General features: G+C 71.5%; 12 protein-coding genes. 6 read left to right on the plus strand and 6 right to left on the minus strand.

Annotated features, from left to right (window positions below):
* Positions 1 to 2 precede the first annotated feature (2 nt).
* Positions 3 to 1,112 carry an NAD(P)H-dependent flavin oxidoreductase gene (locus LMU33_RS23055; protein ID WP_228622427.1) on the plus strand — a complete coding sequence of 370 codons (1,110 nt, stop codon included), beginning with the start codon at positions 3 to 5 and terminating at the stop codon, positions 1,110 to 1,112.
* Complete coding sequence (locus tag LMU33_RS23060; RefSeq protein ID WP_228622428.1) at positions 1,109 to 2,662, plus strand: acyl-CoA synthetase; 1,554 nt, start codon at positions 1,109 to 1,111, stop codon at positions 2,660 to 2,662. The genes LMU33_RS23055 and LMU33_RS23060 overlap by 4 nt, the downstream gene beginning before the upstream one ends.
* A gap of 33 nt (positions 2,663 to 2,695) precedes the next feature.
* On the opposite strand, the gene LMU33_RS23065 is transcribed toward LMU33_RS23060, so the two are convergent.
* The 3 genes from LMU33_RS23065 to LMU33_RS23075 all read right to left on the minus strand — a co-directional run bounded on the left by LMU33_RS23065 (position 2,696) and on the right by LMU33_RS23075 (position 8,050).
* On the minus strand, positions 2,696 to 5,605 hold the full coding sequence (locus LMU33_RS23065) for an ATP-binding protein (RefSeq protein WP_228622429.1): 2,910 nt from the start codon (positions 5,603 to 5,605) through the stop codon (positions 2,696 to 2,698).
* Between the two features lie 101 nt (positions 5,606 to 5,706).
* Positions 5,707 to 6,768, minus strand: a complete 1,062-nt coding sequence (locus tag LMU33_RS23070) for a (-)-alpha-amorphene synthase (protein ID WP_228622430.1) — start codon at positions 6,766 to 6,768, stop codon at positions 5,707 to 5,709.
* Positions 6,743 to 8,050 carry a cytochrome P450 gene (locus tag LMU33_RS23075; RefSeq protein WP_249814123.1) on the minus strand — a complete coding sequence of 436 codons (1,308 nt, stop codon included), beginning with the start codon at positions 8,048 to 8,050 and terminating at the stop codon, positions 6,743 to 6,745. Before LMU33_RS23075 ends, LMU33_RS23070 begins: the two co-directional genes overlap by 26 nt.
* A 352-nt stretch (positions 8,051 to 8,402) precedes the next feature.
* On the opposite strand from LMU33_RS23075, the gene LMU33_RS23080 reads away from it, so the two are divergent.
* Positions 8,403 to 9,899 (plus strand): acyl-CoA synthetase, encoded by a 1,497-nt coding sequence (locus LMU33_RS23080; protein WP_228622432.1) that lies wholly within the window; start codon positions 8,403 to 8,405, stop codon positions 9,897 to 9,899.
* Here LMU33_RS23080 and LMU33_RS23085 read toward each other — a convergent pair.
* The 3 genes from LMU33_RS23085 to paaK all read right to left on the minus strand — a co-directional run bounded on the left by LMU33_RS23085 (position 9,896) and on the right by paaK (position 12,735).
* Complete coding sequence (locus tag LMU33_RS23085) at positions 9,896 to 10,798, minus strand: TIGR03620 family F420-dependent LLM class oxidoreductase (RefSeq protein WP_228622433.1); 903 nt, start codon at positions 10,796 to 10,798, stop codon at positions 9,896 to 9,898. The two genes, LMU33_RS23080 and LMU33_RS23085, sit on opposite strands and share 4 nt — an antisense overlap.
* Before the next feature lie 113 nt (positions 10,799 to 10,911).
* Positions 10,912 to 11,244: an ArsR/SmtB family transcription factor gene (locus LMU33_RS23090; protein WP_228622434.1), complete on the minus strand. Its 333-nt coding sequence runs from the start codon at positions 11,242 to 11,244 to the stop codon at positions 10,912 to 10,914.
* 192 nt (positions 11,245 to 11,436) lie between these two features.
* A complete protein-coding gene (gene paaK, locus LMU33_RS23095) occupies positions 11,437 to 12,735 on the minus strand; it encodes a phenylacetate--CoA ligase PaaK (protein ID WP_228622435.1) in 1,299 nt (432 codons plus the stop codon).
* 141 nt (positions 12,736 to 12,876) lie between these two features.
* Here paaK and LMU33_RS23100 point away from each other — a divergent pair, with 141 nt between their 5' ends.
* Genes LMU33_RS23100 through LMU33_RS23110 form a run of 3 tightly spaced genes read left to right on the plus strand, consistent with a single transcriptional unit; the run spans position 12,877 to position 14,902 of the window.
* Positions 12,877 to 13,242 carry a hypothetical protein gene (locus tag LMU33_RS23100; protein ID WP_228622436.1) on the plus strand — a complete coding sequence of 122 codons (366 nt, stop codon included), beginning with the start codon at positions 12,877 to 12,879 and terminating at the stop codon, positions 13,240 to 13,242.
* A 41-nt stretch (positions 13,243 to 13,283) separates the two neighbouring features.
* On the plus strand, positions 13,284 to 14,150 hold the full coding sequence (locus LMU33_RS23105; RefSeq protein ID WP_228622437.1) for an alpha/beta fold hydrolase: 867 nt from the start codon (positions 13,284 to 13,286) through the stop codon (positions 14,148 to 14,150).
* Between the two features lie 38 nt (positions 14,151 to 14,188).
* Entirely contained in the window at positions 14,189 to 14,902 is a 714-nt protein-coding gene (locus LMU33_RS23110; protein WP_228622438.1) for an alpha/beta fold hydrolase, read from the plus strand.

A 14,902-nucleotide genomic window follows, 5' to 3' on the forward strand; every position in this document is an offset into this window, starting at 1 on the left:
CCATGCAGACGGAGCTGAGCAGGAAACTGGGAGTCGAGCACGCCGTCTTCGGCTTCACGCCGTTCCCCGCCGTCGCCGCGGCCATCAGCCGGGCCGGCGGCTTCGGCGTGCTCGGCGCGGTCCGTTACACCGCCCCCGACGACCTCAAACGCGACCTCGACTGGCTCGACGCCCATGCCGGCGGCCGGCCCTACGGACTCGATGTCGTCATGCCCGCGAAGAAGGTCGAGGGCGTGACCGAAGCGGACGTCGAGGGGATGATCCCCGACGGACACCGGCAGTTCGTGCGGGACACCCTCGCCAGGTACGGCGTCCCCGAACTGGCCGAGGGCGAGGCGTCCGGGTGGCGCATCACCGGCTGGATGGAGCAGGTCGCCCGCACCCAGCTCGACGTCGCCTTCGACCATCCGATCAAGCTGCTCGCCAACGCCCTCGGCTCCCCGCCCGCCGACGTCGTCGCCCGCGCCCACGACCGGGGTGTACTGGTCGCCGCGCTCGCGGGCAGCGCCCGGCACGCCCGCAAGCATCAGGAGGCGGGCATCGACGTCGTCGTCGCCCAGGGCTACGAGGCCGGCGGCCACACCGGCGAGATCGCCACCATGGTGCTCACGCCCGAGGTGGTGGAGGCCGTCGATCCGCTGCCGGTGCTGGCGGCGGGAGGCATCGGCAGCGGACAGCAGGTGGCAGCCGCGCTCACACTCGGCGCGCAGGGTGTGTGGCTGGGCTCCATATGGCTGACCACTACAGAAGCGGACCTGCACTCGCCCGCCCTGACCCGCAAGCTGCTCGCCGCCGGGTCCGGCGACACCGTCCGCTCCCGTGCCCTCACGGGCAAACCCGCGCGCCAGCTCCGCACCGAGTGGACCGACGCCTGGGAGGACCCGGCCGGCCCCGGCACCCTGCCCATGCCGCTGCAGGGGCTGCTCGTGGCCGAGGCGGTCTCCCGGATCCAGAAGTACGAGGTCGAGCCGCTGCTCGGCACGCCGGTCGGCCAGATCGTCGGCCGGATGAGCAGCGAACGAAGCGTCCAGGCCGTCTTCGACGACCTCACCCGCGGCTTCGAGAAGGCCGTGGACCGCATCAACCGCATCGCCGGAAGGAGCGGCAAGTGACCAGCACGCCCCCCGCCGGATTCTGGGCCCAGGCCGCCCAGCACCCCGACCGCACGGTCCTCGTCGCACCCGACGGCGAGGAGTGGACCGCCGGACGACTGCACGGCGCCGCCAACCGGCTCGTCCACGGGCTGCGCGCGGCCGGACTGGAGCGCGGTGACGCCTTCGCCGTCGTCCTGCCCAACGGCGTCGAGTTCGTCACCGCCTACCTGGCCGCCACCCAGGCCGGCCTGTATCTGGTCCCGGTCAACCACCACCTCGTAGGCCCCGAGATCGCCTGGATCGTCGCCGACTCCGGCGCCAAGGTGCTCATCGCCCACGAGCGGTTCGCCGCCGCCGCGCGCGCCGCCGCCGACGAGGCGGGACTGCCCTTGAGCCACCGGTACGCGGTCGGCGAGGCCGACGGCTTCCGGCCCTACCCCCAACTCCTGGACGGACAGCCGGAGTCCGCGCCCTCCGGCCGGGAACTCGGCTGGGTCATGAACTACACCTCCGGTACGACGGGACGCCCGCGCGGCATCCGCCGCCCGCTGCCCGGCAAGACACCCGAGGAGGCCTACCTGGGCGGCTTCCTCGGGATCTTCGGCATCAAGCCCTTCGGCGACAACGTCCACCTGGTCTGCTCGCCGCTGTACCACACGGCCGTCCTGCAGTTCGCGGGCGCGTCCCTGCACATAGGCCACGGCCTGGTCCTGATGGACAAGTGGACCCCCGAGGAGATGCTCCGCCTGATCGACACCCACCGGTGCACCCACACCCACATGGTCCCGACCCAGTTCCACCGTCTGCTGGCCCTTCCGGCCGAGGTGAAGGCCCGCTACGACGTCTCGTCCATGCGGCACGCCGTCCACGGCGCCGCCCCCTGCCCTGACCACGTCAAACGGGCCATGATCGACTGGTGGGGCCACTGCGTGGAGGAGTACTACGCGGCCAGCGAGGGCGGCGGCGCCTTCGCCACCGCCGAGGACTGGCTGAAGAAACCCGGCACCGTCGGCAAGGCCTGGTCCATCAGCGAACTCGCGGTCTTCGACGACGACGGCAACCGGCTCCCCGCGGGCCGGCTCGGCACCGTCTACATGAAGATGAGCACCGGCGGCTTCTCGTACCACAAGGACGAGGCCAAGACCCGCAAGAACCGCATCGGCGACTTCTTCACCGTCGGCGACCTCGGCTACCTGGACGAGGACGGCTACCTCTTCCTCCGCGACCGCAAGATCGACATGATCATCTCCGGCGGGGTCAACATCTACCCGGCCGAGATCGAGTCCGTGCTGCTCTCCCACCCGGCCGTCGCCGACGCGGCCGCCTTCGGCATCCCGCACGACGACTGGGGCGAGGAGGTCAAGGCCGTGGTCGAACCGGCCCCCGGCCACGAGCCCGGCCCGGCCCTGGCCGCCGCCCTCCTCGACCACTGCGCCGAGCGGCTCGCCGGCTACAAGCGGCCCAAGAGCGTCGACTTCATCGCCGAGATGCCCCGCGACCCCAACGGCAAGCTGTACAAGCGGCGGTTGCGGGACCCGTACTGGGAGGGGCGCACACGGCCGGTGTGACCACGGCGGGACACGGGGCCCGGACCTGCGGCTTCACGGGCGAGGGTGGGTTCCGGCCGCCAGGAACCGGGCGAGGCCGGCCGCGTCGGTGCCGGCCTTGCGGTAGACGCTGGACAGCAACTGCCGCACGCCTTGCTCGGGAAGGCGCATTTCCTTCGCGACCACTGCCACCGGGTGTCCCCGGGCGGTCAGTTCTGCGGTACGGCGTTCCTGGGCGGTCAGGGTGTCCGCCTGCGCATAGCGCAGCGGCAGCGGGCGCAGTCCGGCCGCCGACAGCTCTTCCCTCGCCCGGGCGGCGAGCGCCTCGGCCCCGCAGTGCACGGCGCCTTCCAGGCCCTGGTAGAGCCGGTCGGCGGCCTCCTGCAGCCGGCCGTCGCGGGACAGTGCGGCGCCGTGGCCGATCTGGGCACGGGCGAGCTCGTAAGCGGCGGGCGACTGCTCCAGCTGGTCGACGGCCTCCGCGTACAGGTCGAGTGCCGTCGGCCCGCCGGTCACCTCGGCGAGGGTGTGCAGGGCCTGGCCGAGGGCGGAGGCGGCGCCGAAGTGCCGGGCGCGCCGCACGGCGTCCCGGGCATGGCCGACGGCCTGCTGCGGCGCGGTGGGGGCGAGGGCGGACGCGAGCCGCAGCTGCCACGGACACCAGGCCGGGTTCCGCCAGGCCCGCCCGTCCAGCCAGTGCCCGACCGACGACAGCAGCGGCGCCGCCTCGGCCTGCCGTCCCTCCGCCAGGAGCAGCTCCGCGTACACGGTGCGCGGATCGGGATAGATGACGGCGTTCGGAGTCGTCTCACCGAAGCGGTGCTCGTCGGCCAGCGCGCGTGCCTCGGCGACACGGCCTCGGGCCAGCAGGGTCTGGATCAGGATGCCGACGGCGAACAACTGGGCGGGTACGGCCCCTGCCACCTTGCCGGCGATGCGCAGGCCTTCCCGCGCGAGATCCTCGGCTTCCGCCAGGCAGCCGCGCTGGTAGCGGATGTAGCCGGCGAGGGTCTGGCCGAAGGCCAGATGGGAGCCGCGCCAGCCCTTCGCCACGCACTCGGCGATACCCTTGTTGAACAACTCCTCGGCCCGCCGCGGCTGGTCGCCGTACACGAACACCAGGGCGACCGAGACGGGCACCTCGAAACCGTGGTTCTCGTCGATCCAGCTCATGCCGCCGCGCAGGGCCTTCTCGGCGTACGTGAGGGCGGTCTGCCGCGGTTCGCCGCGCTTGACGGCGTCCCAGGCCCGCAGTCCCAGGATGTAGCGCTCCTCCAGACCGCGACCGGGCAACCGCTCGGCCAGACGCGCCAGTGTCCGGGAGCGGGCGGGTGAGTCGGGGTCGTCGGTGCGGACCATGCTCCAGACGAACTGATCGGCCTGCATCCGCAGTTTCACGCGCGGACTCTTCGTCTGCCGCGCCTCTTCCGCGGCCACGGTCACCGCCTCGGCCAGCTGATCGGTGTGGGCCAGGGCCTGCGTCAGCCGGAAGATGATGGAGGCACGCAGATCCGGGTCGACGCGGGGTTCCGCCAGCGCCTGGCGGAGATGCCTCACCGTGGCCGTGGGCTCGATCAGGAACGTGGCGCAGGCGAGTTCGTGAAGGAGCGCGGCGCGGTCCTCGGGCAGCGGCGGTTCCTGCAGTGCGCGGGAGAGCAGACGCCGGGCGGCCTCCGTCGCCCCGGCGCGGAGGTATTCGCGAGCGGCCTCGCGCAGACAGTCGACCGTCTCGTTACTGCCCTCGCAGGGGACCTCCAGCAGATGCCGGGCGGCGGCGGTGGGGCCGTATCCCGCGGCCAGCACGGTCTGCGCGGCGGTGTTGTGCAGACCGGCCCGGAAGGCCGTGCGGATGGACCGGTAGACCGTCGTGGCGATCAGTGGGTGCACGAACTCCAGCTCGCCCTCGGGGCCGTGGCCGTCGGCGAGGATCCGGGCCGCGCGCAGCTTCTGGGTCGACTCGGCGACGGCCTCGTCGCCGAGCACCGCGATGGTCGCGGCGAGCCGCGGTGAGAAGGGAGACCCCAGGACGGCCGCGGTGTGCGCGAAGCGCACGGTCGCCGTGTCCAGCCGTTCCAGACGCTCGATGAGTCCCGGGCCCTTGATCGCCGCGGCGAGCTCACGCATCGCGGGCAGGTCGTCGTCGGTGCCGCTCAGTTTCCGCTCGGCGAGTCCGATGGCGAGCTCCACCGCTTCGAAGGGGCTCCCGCCGGTGGCCGACCAGCATTCCTCACAGAACCGGTCCTCGGCCGCCTCCCCGATCTCCTCCCTGACGATCTGCGCCACGCCGTCGGCGGTGAGCAGTGCCAGGTCATGGGGGCGGTTCTCCCGGTGTCCGGCCGGCGACCGGAGTTCGCCCGCCTCGGGCGGCAGCTCGTCGGGCCGGTAGGCCACCACGATCAGCAGCGGCAGGTCCTCCACCCGTGGGGCGAAGGAGGCGAGCCAGCTCAGGGACTCGGCGTCCGCCCAGTGCAGGTCGTCCAGGAGCAGGACGACGGGTGCCTTCTTCACCGTGAGACGCGTCATGACCCAGTCGAGTCCCTCGCGGACCCCGGTCGGGTCCGGCGCGGGGGCGGAACCCCTCGCTTCGAGACCCAGCGCGGCGGCGACGATGTCGTACCAACTGCCCATGAAGGAGCGCAGTTCCGCCCCGTCCATGGCGGCCAGCGAGGGCTGCACCAACTGGCGCACCACGCGGAACGCCGACCCCTGCTCCGTCTCACCGCCCCTGCCCGACAGCACCGTGAATCCGTGGGCCGCGGCCCGGGCCCGTGCTTCCGTGATGAGTGCCGTCTTGCCCAGACCGGCCTGCCCCGAGAAGGCGAGCAGACCGCTGCGCCCGGCTCGCGGCACGCCGCCCGTGGTGCGCCGCAACTCCTGGAACGCGGTGTCGAGTGCCTCGAGTTCCCGTCGGCGCTCGATCAACCTCCGCTGCTCCGTGATCGGTCGCCGCGGCGCCATCGCCATGTGCCGTACCGCCTTGTGTCGTTCGGCCGGGGGAGAGCCGAGCGTACGCCTCGTCGAGGCGGGGCAGGACGGATTGGGCACCATAGGGTGAATCATTGGCTTCACGTGGGACAATGCCTGCCTGCCGGGTATGGGACCTGACCGGACCACGGCACCGCGGGCACCGAAGCCACGTCCGCGTAGCGCGGCACGGTGCGGGACCAGTGGTAGCACCCGCGGATCCAGCCGATCATGCCCTCCACGTAGCCGACGCCCGCGGGGCTCAACTCCGGTTCGATCTCCGCGTAGAGCTCCTGGAACTCCTTGATCGTCGCGTTGATCTGCTCGATGGCCATGAGGACGGCGGTCTGCAGAGAGCACCGGTGTTCGCGCTGGTGGGCAAGGGCCAGGTTGATCATTTCGCCCGCGCGCTGTTCTTTCACCGCGGAGAACAGGTCGGGTATCCACACCGCCGCGTCGGCCGACAGCCGGCTGAGCCGCTGGACGACGGGGTGGTGGAGCTCGGCGGGCGGCAGTTCGTGTGGCTGGGCGGCCTCGCACAGCGGGTAGAACGGCTCGACGCCCGCGGTCAGCGACCGTATCGAGGTGCAGTTGCCAGTCCGCACGAGCAAGGGCTGGGCCTGGGCCACCGCCTCGTACAACAGGCCGTGCACGTATTCCCGGCTCTTCCAGGCCCACCGTGCCGCCTGCGCGGGTGTGCACCGTTCCCGGACCTGTCGGTGGAGATCGGCCAGAGCCGCGCCGAGGGGAGTGCCGGGCGGCCGGCCGTCCCGCAGGATCCCGACGCTCTCGCACAGCATGGGAACCAGCCTGCCCGGTGAGCGCCGACCGGTGTCCTCCGCGCGGTCGTCGAAGACGAACTGATAGGCGATCTGGTTGGCCACGATCTGGAGGAGACCGGCATCCATGGCGGGGCTGTTGTAGGACGCGAGCTGGGCGGGGCGCGTGCGGACGATCATCGCCGCCACACCCGGTTCGTCCGTCAGCCCCCACGCGCTCAGCCATGCGTCGACGCCGGCCGCGGCTTCGGATTCATGGGGATTGCGCTCGAACGGGAAGGGCATGTGGAGATGGCTGTCGATCAGGTCCCTGAGGGTGGGGACCGGAATTCCGTCCGGTACGGCGACCGGGGTTTCCTCATGTGTGGTCGACAACGTGGTCACCTGCCGTCCGGGAATCCGGTGCGCCTGAAGGCATGTGCGAACGGGTTTCGCAGGCCATTACCAGGGAACGCGGGCCGAGCGTGATCGCGGGGCGCGGTGCCCGTTCGACGTAACCGGGAAGATGGCGCAGGCGCCGTCGGCCGGCGATGGTCGCGAGCGCCAGGGTGGCCTCCACCATGGCGAACTCGTCACCGAGGCATTTGCGGTTGCCCGCGGAGAACGGCATCAGCGCCCGGCGCTGCTCGGCGGTGGGCTTTCCCGGCAACCAGCGGTCGGGGTCGAAACGCCCGGGGTCGGGGAACGACGAGGAATCGTGGTGCAGGAGGTAGGGGCTGTACAGAACGGTGGCTCCCTCGGGCAGACGGCATCCGGCGAGTTCCGTCTCCCTGGTGGCGACGCGGGTGAAGAGCCAGCCGGGGGACGAGTGGCGCAGCGTCTCCAGGACGACGCACCGGGTGTGGACGAGGTGCGGCAGGTCCTCGGGGCCGGGCCGTCGGCCTCTGGGGAGGACGGCGTCGAGCTCGGCGTGCAGGCGGCGCTCGGCCTCCGGGTGGCGGGCCAGCAGGCTGAAGGCGTCGGCCAGGCACAGCGCCGGGGCCTCGACGCCCGTGAGCAGCAGCGTGATCAGGTGGTCGTGGACCTCCTGGTCGGTGATCGCCGCCGCTGCGCCGTCGCCGCGCGCGGCCGCCAGCAGGGTTCCCAGCACATCGTCGCGGTCGGCGCCCCGGCGGCGCTGCGCGATCGCCGTGTCGATGATCGCGTGGAGACGTGACAGCGCGTGCCGGTAGCGGCGGTTGGCGGGTGTGGGGAGGCGGAACAGGGCGTCGATCGGTACGACCGTGCGGACGAACAGGCCACGGACGATGTCCGTGAGGCAGTCCCGCACCTCGTTGGCCGTCGTGTCGTCCAGCGCGTCGGAGAGCAGGACCCGGCTGATCACGCGTGTCGTGAGGGTCATCATCGCCTCGGTCACGGGCACCGTCCGACCCGCCGGCCACGCCCGGCACACCGCCTCGGCCTCCTCCGCGACGAGATCCGTGTAATGGGCGACGTAGGAGGGATGGAAGCCCGGTTGCAGCAGCCTGCGCTTGTTCCGGTGCGCCGGCTGACGGCAGGTGACGAGACCGTCCCCCATCAGCTTGCCGAGCCTGTCGTACAGCGGGCCCCCCTTGTCGAAGGTGTGCGGGTCCATGAGCACCTCGTGGGTCAGCTCGGGGTGGCACACCATCCAGGCGCGCTGGGGGCCCAGCCGTATCTCGACCAGATCCCCGTGCGCGGGCAAAGAATTCAGAAACGCCAGCGGCCGACGGTATAAGGCGATACCGTGACCGAGGATCGGGAATATGCCGGGAGCAGTACCTGTCCTCCAGGTTCGTTTCTGTTCGGGCACAGCACGGCTCATGGGTTCCTCCCACCGGACGTGAGATGTGAAATGTGCGAACTGCTGTGGACTCGGCGTCCGAGAGATGTCCTGCCCAGGTTCAGTGGTGGGCGGTTTCCCGAATCCTTTCTCCCAAGGGGCGCACAGAAGCACGCGGAAGCGAAAGCCGCATTCGGCGAACGACCGGTGGGACCGGTGTATGCGCCTCCAGGATGCTTGACCTGTCTCCGCGACGGACCCAGGATCATGAGCCATGACCCAGGGAAACGGCAGCACGGTGGACGGGGTGCTGCGGCGCAGCGCCCGGCGCACTCCGGCCCGCCGGGCGGTGGAGTACGGCGAGCGCCGATGGACGTACGAGGAACTCGACGACGCCGTCTCGCGCGCGGCCTCGGTGCTGCTCGCGGAGGGCCTCACGCCGGGCGACCGGGTCGGTGCCTACGGCCACAACTCCGACGCCTACCTGATCGGCTTTCTGGCCTGCGCCCGCGCGGGCCTGGTCCATGTGCCGGTCAACCAGAACCTGACCGGGGACGACCTGGCGTACCTCGTCGGCCAGTCCGGCAGCACCCTGGTCCTCGCCGACCCCGGCCTCGCCGGCCGGCTCCCGGACGGCGTACGGGTGTTGCCGCTCAGGGACACCGAGAACTCGCTGCTCGCCCGGCTGGCGGACGCACCGCCGTACGCCGGGCCCGAACCCCGCACCGAGGACCTGGTCCAGCTGCTGTACACCTCCGGTACGACCGCCCTGCCCAAGGGCGCGATGATGACCCACCGGGCCCTCGTGCACGAGTACCTGAGCGCGATCACCGCCCTGGACCTGAGCGCCGGTGACCTTCCGGCGCACGCGCTGCCGCTGTACCACTCGGCGCAGATGCACGTGTTCCTGCTGCCGTACCTCGCCGTCGGTGCGACCAACATCATCCTGGACGCGCCCGACGGGGACCGGCTTCTCGACCTGATCGAGGCGGGCCGCGTGGACAGCCTGTTCGCGCCGCCCACGGTGTGGATCGGGCTCGCGGGCCGGCCCGACTTCGCCACCCGTGACCTCGGCGGCCTGCGCAAGGCCTACTACGGCGCGTCGATCATGCCCGTCCCGGTGCTTCGGCGGCTGCGCGAGCGCCTGCCGCGACTGGCCTTCTACAACTGCTTCGGGCAGAGCGAGATCGGCCCGCTGGCCACGGTCCTCGGCCCCGACGAGCACGAGGGCCGGCTGGACTCCTGCGGGCGGACCGTGCTGTTCGTGGACGCACGGGTCGTGGACGACCGGGGCGAGGACGTACCCGACGGCACGCCCGGCGAGATCGTCTACCGCTCACCGCAGTTGTGCGAGGGCTACTGGGACAAGCCCGAGGAGACCGCCGAGGCCTTCCGGGACGGCTGGTTCCACTCCGGGGACCTCGCGGTGCGCGACGCCGACGGCTACTTCACGATCGTGGACCGCGTGAAGGACGTCATCAACTCCGGTGGTGTCCTGGTCGCTTCGCGCCAGGTCGAGGACGCCCTGTACACCCACGAGGCGGTCGCCGAGGCCGCCGTGATCGGCCTGCCCGACGAGCGGTGGATCGAGGCCGTCACCGCGATCGTCGTCCTGCGCGGCGAGGTGACGGAGGATCGGCTCATCGCGCACGTGAAGGAGAAGCTCGCGCCCTTCAAGGCGCCCAAACGGGTGCTGTTCGTGGACGAGTTGCCGCGCAACGCCAGCGGGAAGATCCTCAAGCGCGAACTGCGGGACCGCTTCGGCGGCTAGCCGAGGCCGTCGGCGGTCTTCGACGGCAGCAGGGCGTCGGCCAGCAACCGCCACTGCGGCAGCGCCGATCCGCCCGGTTCGACGCCGATCACCTGCACGGCGACGTGATCGGCACCTGCCTCCACATGCCCGTGCAGCTTGCCCACGACCGTGTCCGGGTCGCCCCAGAAGACCAGGTCGTCCACGAACCGGTCGCTGCCGCCGCCGGAGAGGTCGTCGTCGGTGTAGCCGAGCCGGCGGAACTTGGCGATGTTGTAAGGGGTTTCGAGGTAGCCGCGCAGGTGCTCGCGCGACAGGGCGCGGGCCCGGTCCGGGTCGGTCTCGAACAGCACCGCGTGCTCGACGGCCAGGAAGGCGTCCGGCCCGAGGATCTCCCTCGCCTGCACGGTGTGGGCCGTGTTCACGTGGTAGGTCTGGGCCCCCTCGGCGCGGTCGCGGGCCAGCTCCAGCATCTTGGGACCGTACGCGGCCAGCAGGCGCCGGACGGGCTGTGCCGGGCGTGGGTTGGGCGTCCGCTGGGCGTCCAGCTCGTCGAGGTACCCGGCCATGGCGGCGAGGGGCTTGATCCCCGGGCGGGGCTGCCCGCCGAAGCCCAGGCCGAGTACGTGCCGACCCGGATAGGCGTCCGCGAGCAGCAGGGCGGCACCGTGCGTCCAGGTCGCCTCCCGGGACCAGATACGGGCGATGCCGTTCACCACGGTGAGCTGCCGCGTGGAGGCGAGCAGGTAGCCGGCGTGGGTGAACGCGTCCCGCCCGAGCGTCTCCGGGATCCAGACGGCTCGCCAGCCCAGATCCTCCAGTTCCTGCACCGAGTCCCGGATCCGCACGGCCGGCTGGTGCTCGAAGTCGAAGGTGTAGATCCCGAACCTGCCGAGGTCCAGGCCGTTCTTCCCGGTCATCGTGTCCCGCTCCCTGCGCGTCGACGGTTCGATGTTCGATGCGATGATTCGAAATATCGCAGATTCTCGATATGAAATGCAAGGCGTGGCCGGCGCCGGTGACGTCTGGCGGGCTAGAGCGATCGCCCCAGCTCGGCGACCAGGTCGGCTATGCGCTGTTCGTCCCGCTTGTAATGGGTCCACTTGCCCACACGGGTGGCCCGGACCAGGCCCGCGCGCTGGAGTTCGGCCATGTAGGCGGACACTGTCGACTGGGCCAGGCCCGCCTTGGCCTGGATGTGGCTCACGCACACACCGACCTCGGCCGGATCGGCGATGGCCGTCTCCATCGGGAAGTGCCGTTCGGGCTCGCGCAGCCAGCGCAGCATCTGCAGCCGCATGGGGTTGGAGAGCGCCCGCAGTGCGTTGACCAGGCCGGGGTCCGGGATGGGGGCGGTGTCCGTCATGGCTTCGGAGTATAGGTCCGCGACGACGTTTCGGGGTAAGTCGATACGATCTTGGTCGGTGCTTCGGCCGTTGTTGGTACGGCCGTGGTTGTTGGTTCTGCCGTGGTTGGCGATGCGGCCCGAGGCGTGTCCGTGCTTCGGGCCGCCGGCTTCCTGTTGCCGGTCCCGGGTCGCCGGTCCTGGGTTGCCGCTCTACCTCTGGGTCCGCAGGTCCACGATCCGTCGGATCTTGCCGACCGAGCGCTCCAGGGACTCCGGCTCCACGATCTCCACGTCGACGGACACCCCGATCCCGTCCTTGACGGCCGCGCAGATGGACCGGGCCGCCGCCTCCCGCGCCTCCGGGCCGGCGCCCGCGCGGGCCTCGGCACGGACGGTGAGCCGGTCCAGCCGGCCCTCCCGCGTCAGCCGGAGCTGGAAGTGGGGTGCCACGCCGGGCGTGCGGAGCACGATCTCCTCGATCTGGGTCGGGAAGAGGTTGACCCCGCGCAGGATCACCATGTCGTCACTGCGCCCGGTGATCTTCTCCATCCGGCGGAACGCCCGGGCCGTGCCGGGCAGCAGCCGGGTCAGGTCCCGGGTGCGGTACCGGACGACGGGCATGGCCTCCTTGGTCAGCGAGGTGAACACCAGCTCGCCACGCTCGCCCTCCGGCAGTACCTCACCCGTGATCGGGTCGACCACCTCCGGATAGAAGTGGTCCTCCCACAGCGTCAGCCCGTCCTTGGTCTCCACGCACTCCTGTGCCACGCCCGGGCCGATCACCTCGGACAGCCCGTAGATGTCCACGGCGTCGATCGCGAACCGCTCCTCGATCTCGTGCCGCATCTGCTCGGTCCAGGGCTCGGCCCCGAAGATCCCCACGCGCAGCGAGGTGCCGCGCGGGTCCACGCCCTGACGCTCGAACTCGTCCAGCAGCGTGAGCATGTAGGACGGGGTCACCATGATGACGGCCGGCTGAAGATCCTGGATCAGCTGCACCTGCCGGGCCGTCATGCCGCCGGAGGCCGGGACGACCGTACAGCCCAGGCGCTCGGCACCGTAGTGGGCTCCCAGACCACCGGTGAACAGCCCATAGCCGTAGGCCACATGCACGATGTCACCGGCCCGCCCGCCGGCCGCCCGGATCGACCGTGCCACCATGTCCGCCCACATGGAAAGGTCGTTGTCCGTGTAGCCGACCACCGTGGGGCGCCCGGTGGTGCCGCTGGAGGCGTGCAGCCGGCGGATGCGCTCGCGCGGCACGGCGAACATGCCGTACGGGTAGTTCTCCCTGAGGTCGGCCTTGGTCGTGAACGGGAAACGAGCCAGATCGGCGAGGGACCGGCAGTCCTCGGGGCGGACACCGGCCTTGTCGAAGGACTCCCGGTAGAACGGCACGTTGGCGTAGGCGTGCCGCAGTGAGGCGCGCAGCCGCTCCAGCTGGAGCTCCCGCAGTTCCTCCCGCCCGAGCCGTTCGCCCGCGTCGAGCAGGTCCGTCGCATCCGCCATCGAGTCGTCTCCCTCGCCGCACTCACATACCGGACGACCGATCATTCGGTCGATGCTTCGGGGCCAGTAATCCAGGCCATGCGGCTCCAGGCAAGAGGCCCGCGAAGATTTTCTGCGCCGGTCGCGCCGGAGAATGGGCAAGTGGAGCTGCGACGGGAACCGGCTTCACGCGATCTGGAGCAGTTCGCCCTGGAGGCCGCCCGGCCCGCATGGCCACGGGTGCCGGACGTCACCCGGGACGAGCTGATCGAGCTCGTCCGCAGGGTGCGGGCCGGACAGGCGGCCGGTGACCCCGGCGCGGACTACCACCTGCTGGTCCTGGAGGTGAACGTCGCCCATCCCCGGCCCTTCGGCGTGATCGAGCAGGACGCCCCGCCGGAGCGCATCGTGGACGAACTCCTGGCCCACCGGCCCATCGCCCCTGTAGAGCGGTCGGCCTCCCGCCCCGGGTGGAAAAGCGCCTCGGACGGCAAAGCGCCTCGGACGGCAAAGTGCCTCGGACGGTAAAACCTTGCGCCGCTCCGGGGCCGACCGACATGATCACGACCATGCCGATCTTCACCGCGACCGACGGCACCCGGCTCGCCTACCACCTGCGGGGTGCCGGCGAGCCCCTCGCTGTCCTGCCCGGCGGCCCGATGCGTGCCTCCGCCTATCTCGGAGACCTCGGCGGGCTGGCCGCGCACCGGCGGCTGGCCCTGCTGGACCTGCGCGGCACCGGGGACTCCGCGCCGTCGGCGGACCCGGCGACGTACCGCTGCGACCGGATGGTCGAGGACGTCGAGGTGTGGCGCGCACACATGGGTCTGGAGCACATGGATCTGCTCGCCCACTCGGCGGGCGCGGCCCTCGCCATGCTCTACGCGGCCCGCCACCCGCAGCGGGTACGGCGACTGCTGCTGATCACGCCCAACCCGTCCGCCCTGGGCCTGCGGGCGACCCCCGAGGACCGGCTGGCCGCGGCCCGGCTGCGCGCGCACGAGCCGTGGTTCGCGGATGCGTTCCCCGCCTTCCGGGCCTGGCTGGCGGGAGAGGCGGACTTCGACGACGTGTTCCTGCCGTTCTTCCACGGCCGCTGGGACGACGCGGCCCGGCTGCACACGGACGCCGAACCGGGGCAGACCAACGAGGAGGCGGCGGACCGCTACTTCGCCGACGGTGCCTTCACTCCGGACGCGACCCGGACGGCCCTCGCCGAACTGACCGCGCCGGTCCTCCTGCTCGCCGGGGAACTCGACGGCGGCCCCCGCCCGGACCTCGCCCGTCGTGCCGCCGGGGCCTTCCCGGACGCCGAGGTCGCCGTCCAGCCCGGCGCCGGTCACTATCCCTGGCTGGACGACCCGCAGTGGTTCCTGGAACGCACCCTCGCCTTCCTCGACGGGCCGGCGGGCGCCGCTCTGCCCTCGGCAGAGTAGGCGGCCTCCCACCGGACCGACCGGCTAGCGTGCCCGGCATGGACACCGCGGCGCCGTACACCGTCGAGGCGAACGGCATCACCCTGGCGTGCCGGTCCTGGGGCCCGGCGGACGCCCCGCCCGTCGTGCTGCTGCACTGCCGTGGCGCGGACGGCGCGGACTGGACGCACATCGCCGAACGGCTCGCGGCACCCCCGCGCCCGCGCCGGGTGCACGCTCCCGACCTGCGCGGCCACGGACACAGCGACTGGCCGGGGAGCTACCGGGCCGAGGCGATGAGCGAGGACGTCCTCGCCCTGCTGGCCGCCCTCGGCCTCGACGGCGCCGATGTCGTGGGCCATTCGCTGGGCGGCATCGTCGCCTACCTGCTGGCCCAGCGTCATCCCGGTGCCTTACGACGGCTGGTGCTGGAGGACGTCTGCGCACCCGTGCCGCTCGACCCGCCCCGGCCGCCCGCCCAACGGCCCCCTGGGGAGCTGCCGTTCGACTGGGCGATGGTGCGGGACACCGATGAGCAACGCAATGCGCCCGATCCTGTGTGGTGGCACCACATGGACCGGATCACCATGCCGACGCTGGTCATCGGGGGTGGTCCCACCAGCCTCATCCCGCAGGACCAGGTCGCGCAGCTCGCCGGTCTGATCCCCGGAGCCTCGCTGGTGACCGTGGACGCGGGGCACCTGGTGCACGAGTCCCGTCCCGAGGAGTTCCTCGCCGTGGTGCGGGAGTTCCTCGACCGACCCGGCCGATGA

Source organism: Streptomyces barringtoniae, from assembly GCF_020819595.1.
Classification (GTDB): domain Bacteria; phylum Actinomycetota; class Actinomycetes; order Streptomycetales; family Streptomycetaceae; genus Streptomyces; species Streptomyces barringtoniae.

Excerpts from the sequence above, each read along its gene's own strand:
- LMU33_RS23055 (WP_228622427.1), top strand. The coding sequence starts at position 3 with ATGCAGACGGAGCTGAGCAGGAAACTGGGAGTCGAGCACGCCGTCTTC.
- LMU33_RS23065 (WP_228622429.1), bottom strand. The coding sequence starts at position 5,605 with ATGGCGATGGCGCCGCGGCGACCGATCACGGAGCAGCGGAGGTTGATC.
- LMU33_RS23080 (WP_228622432.1), top strand. The coding sequence starts at position 8,403 with ATGACCCAGGGAAACGGCAGCACGGTGGACGGGGTGCTGCGGCGCAGC.
- LMU33_RS23085 (WP_228622433.1), bottom strand. The coding sequence starts at position 10,798 with ATGACCGGGAAGAACGGCCTGGACCTCGGCAGGTTCGGGATCTACACC.
- LMU33_RS23090 (WP_228622434.1), bottom strand. The coding sequence starts at position 11,244 with ATGACGGACACCGCCCCCATCCCGGACCCCGGCCTGGTCAACGCACTG.
- paaK (WP_228622435.1), bottom strand. The coding sequence starts at position 12,735 with ATGGCGGATGCGACGGACCTGCTCGACGCGGGCGAACGGCTCGGGCGG.
- LMU33_RS23105 (WP_228622437.1), top strand. The coding sequence starts at position 13,284 with ATGCCGATCTTCACCGCGACCGACGGCACCCGGCTCGCCTACCACCTG.
- LMU33_RS23110 (WP_228622438.1), top strand. The coding sequence starts at position 14,189 with ATGGACACCGCGGCGCCGTACACCGTCGAGGCGAACGGCATCACCCTG.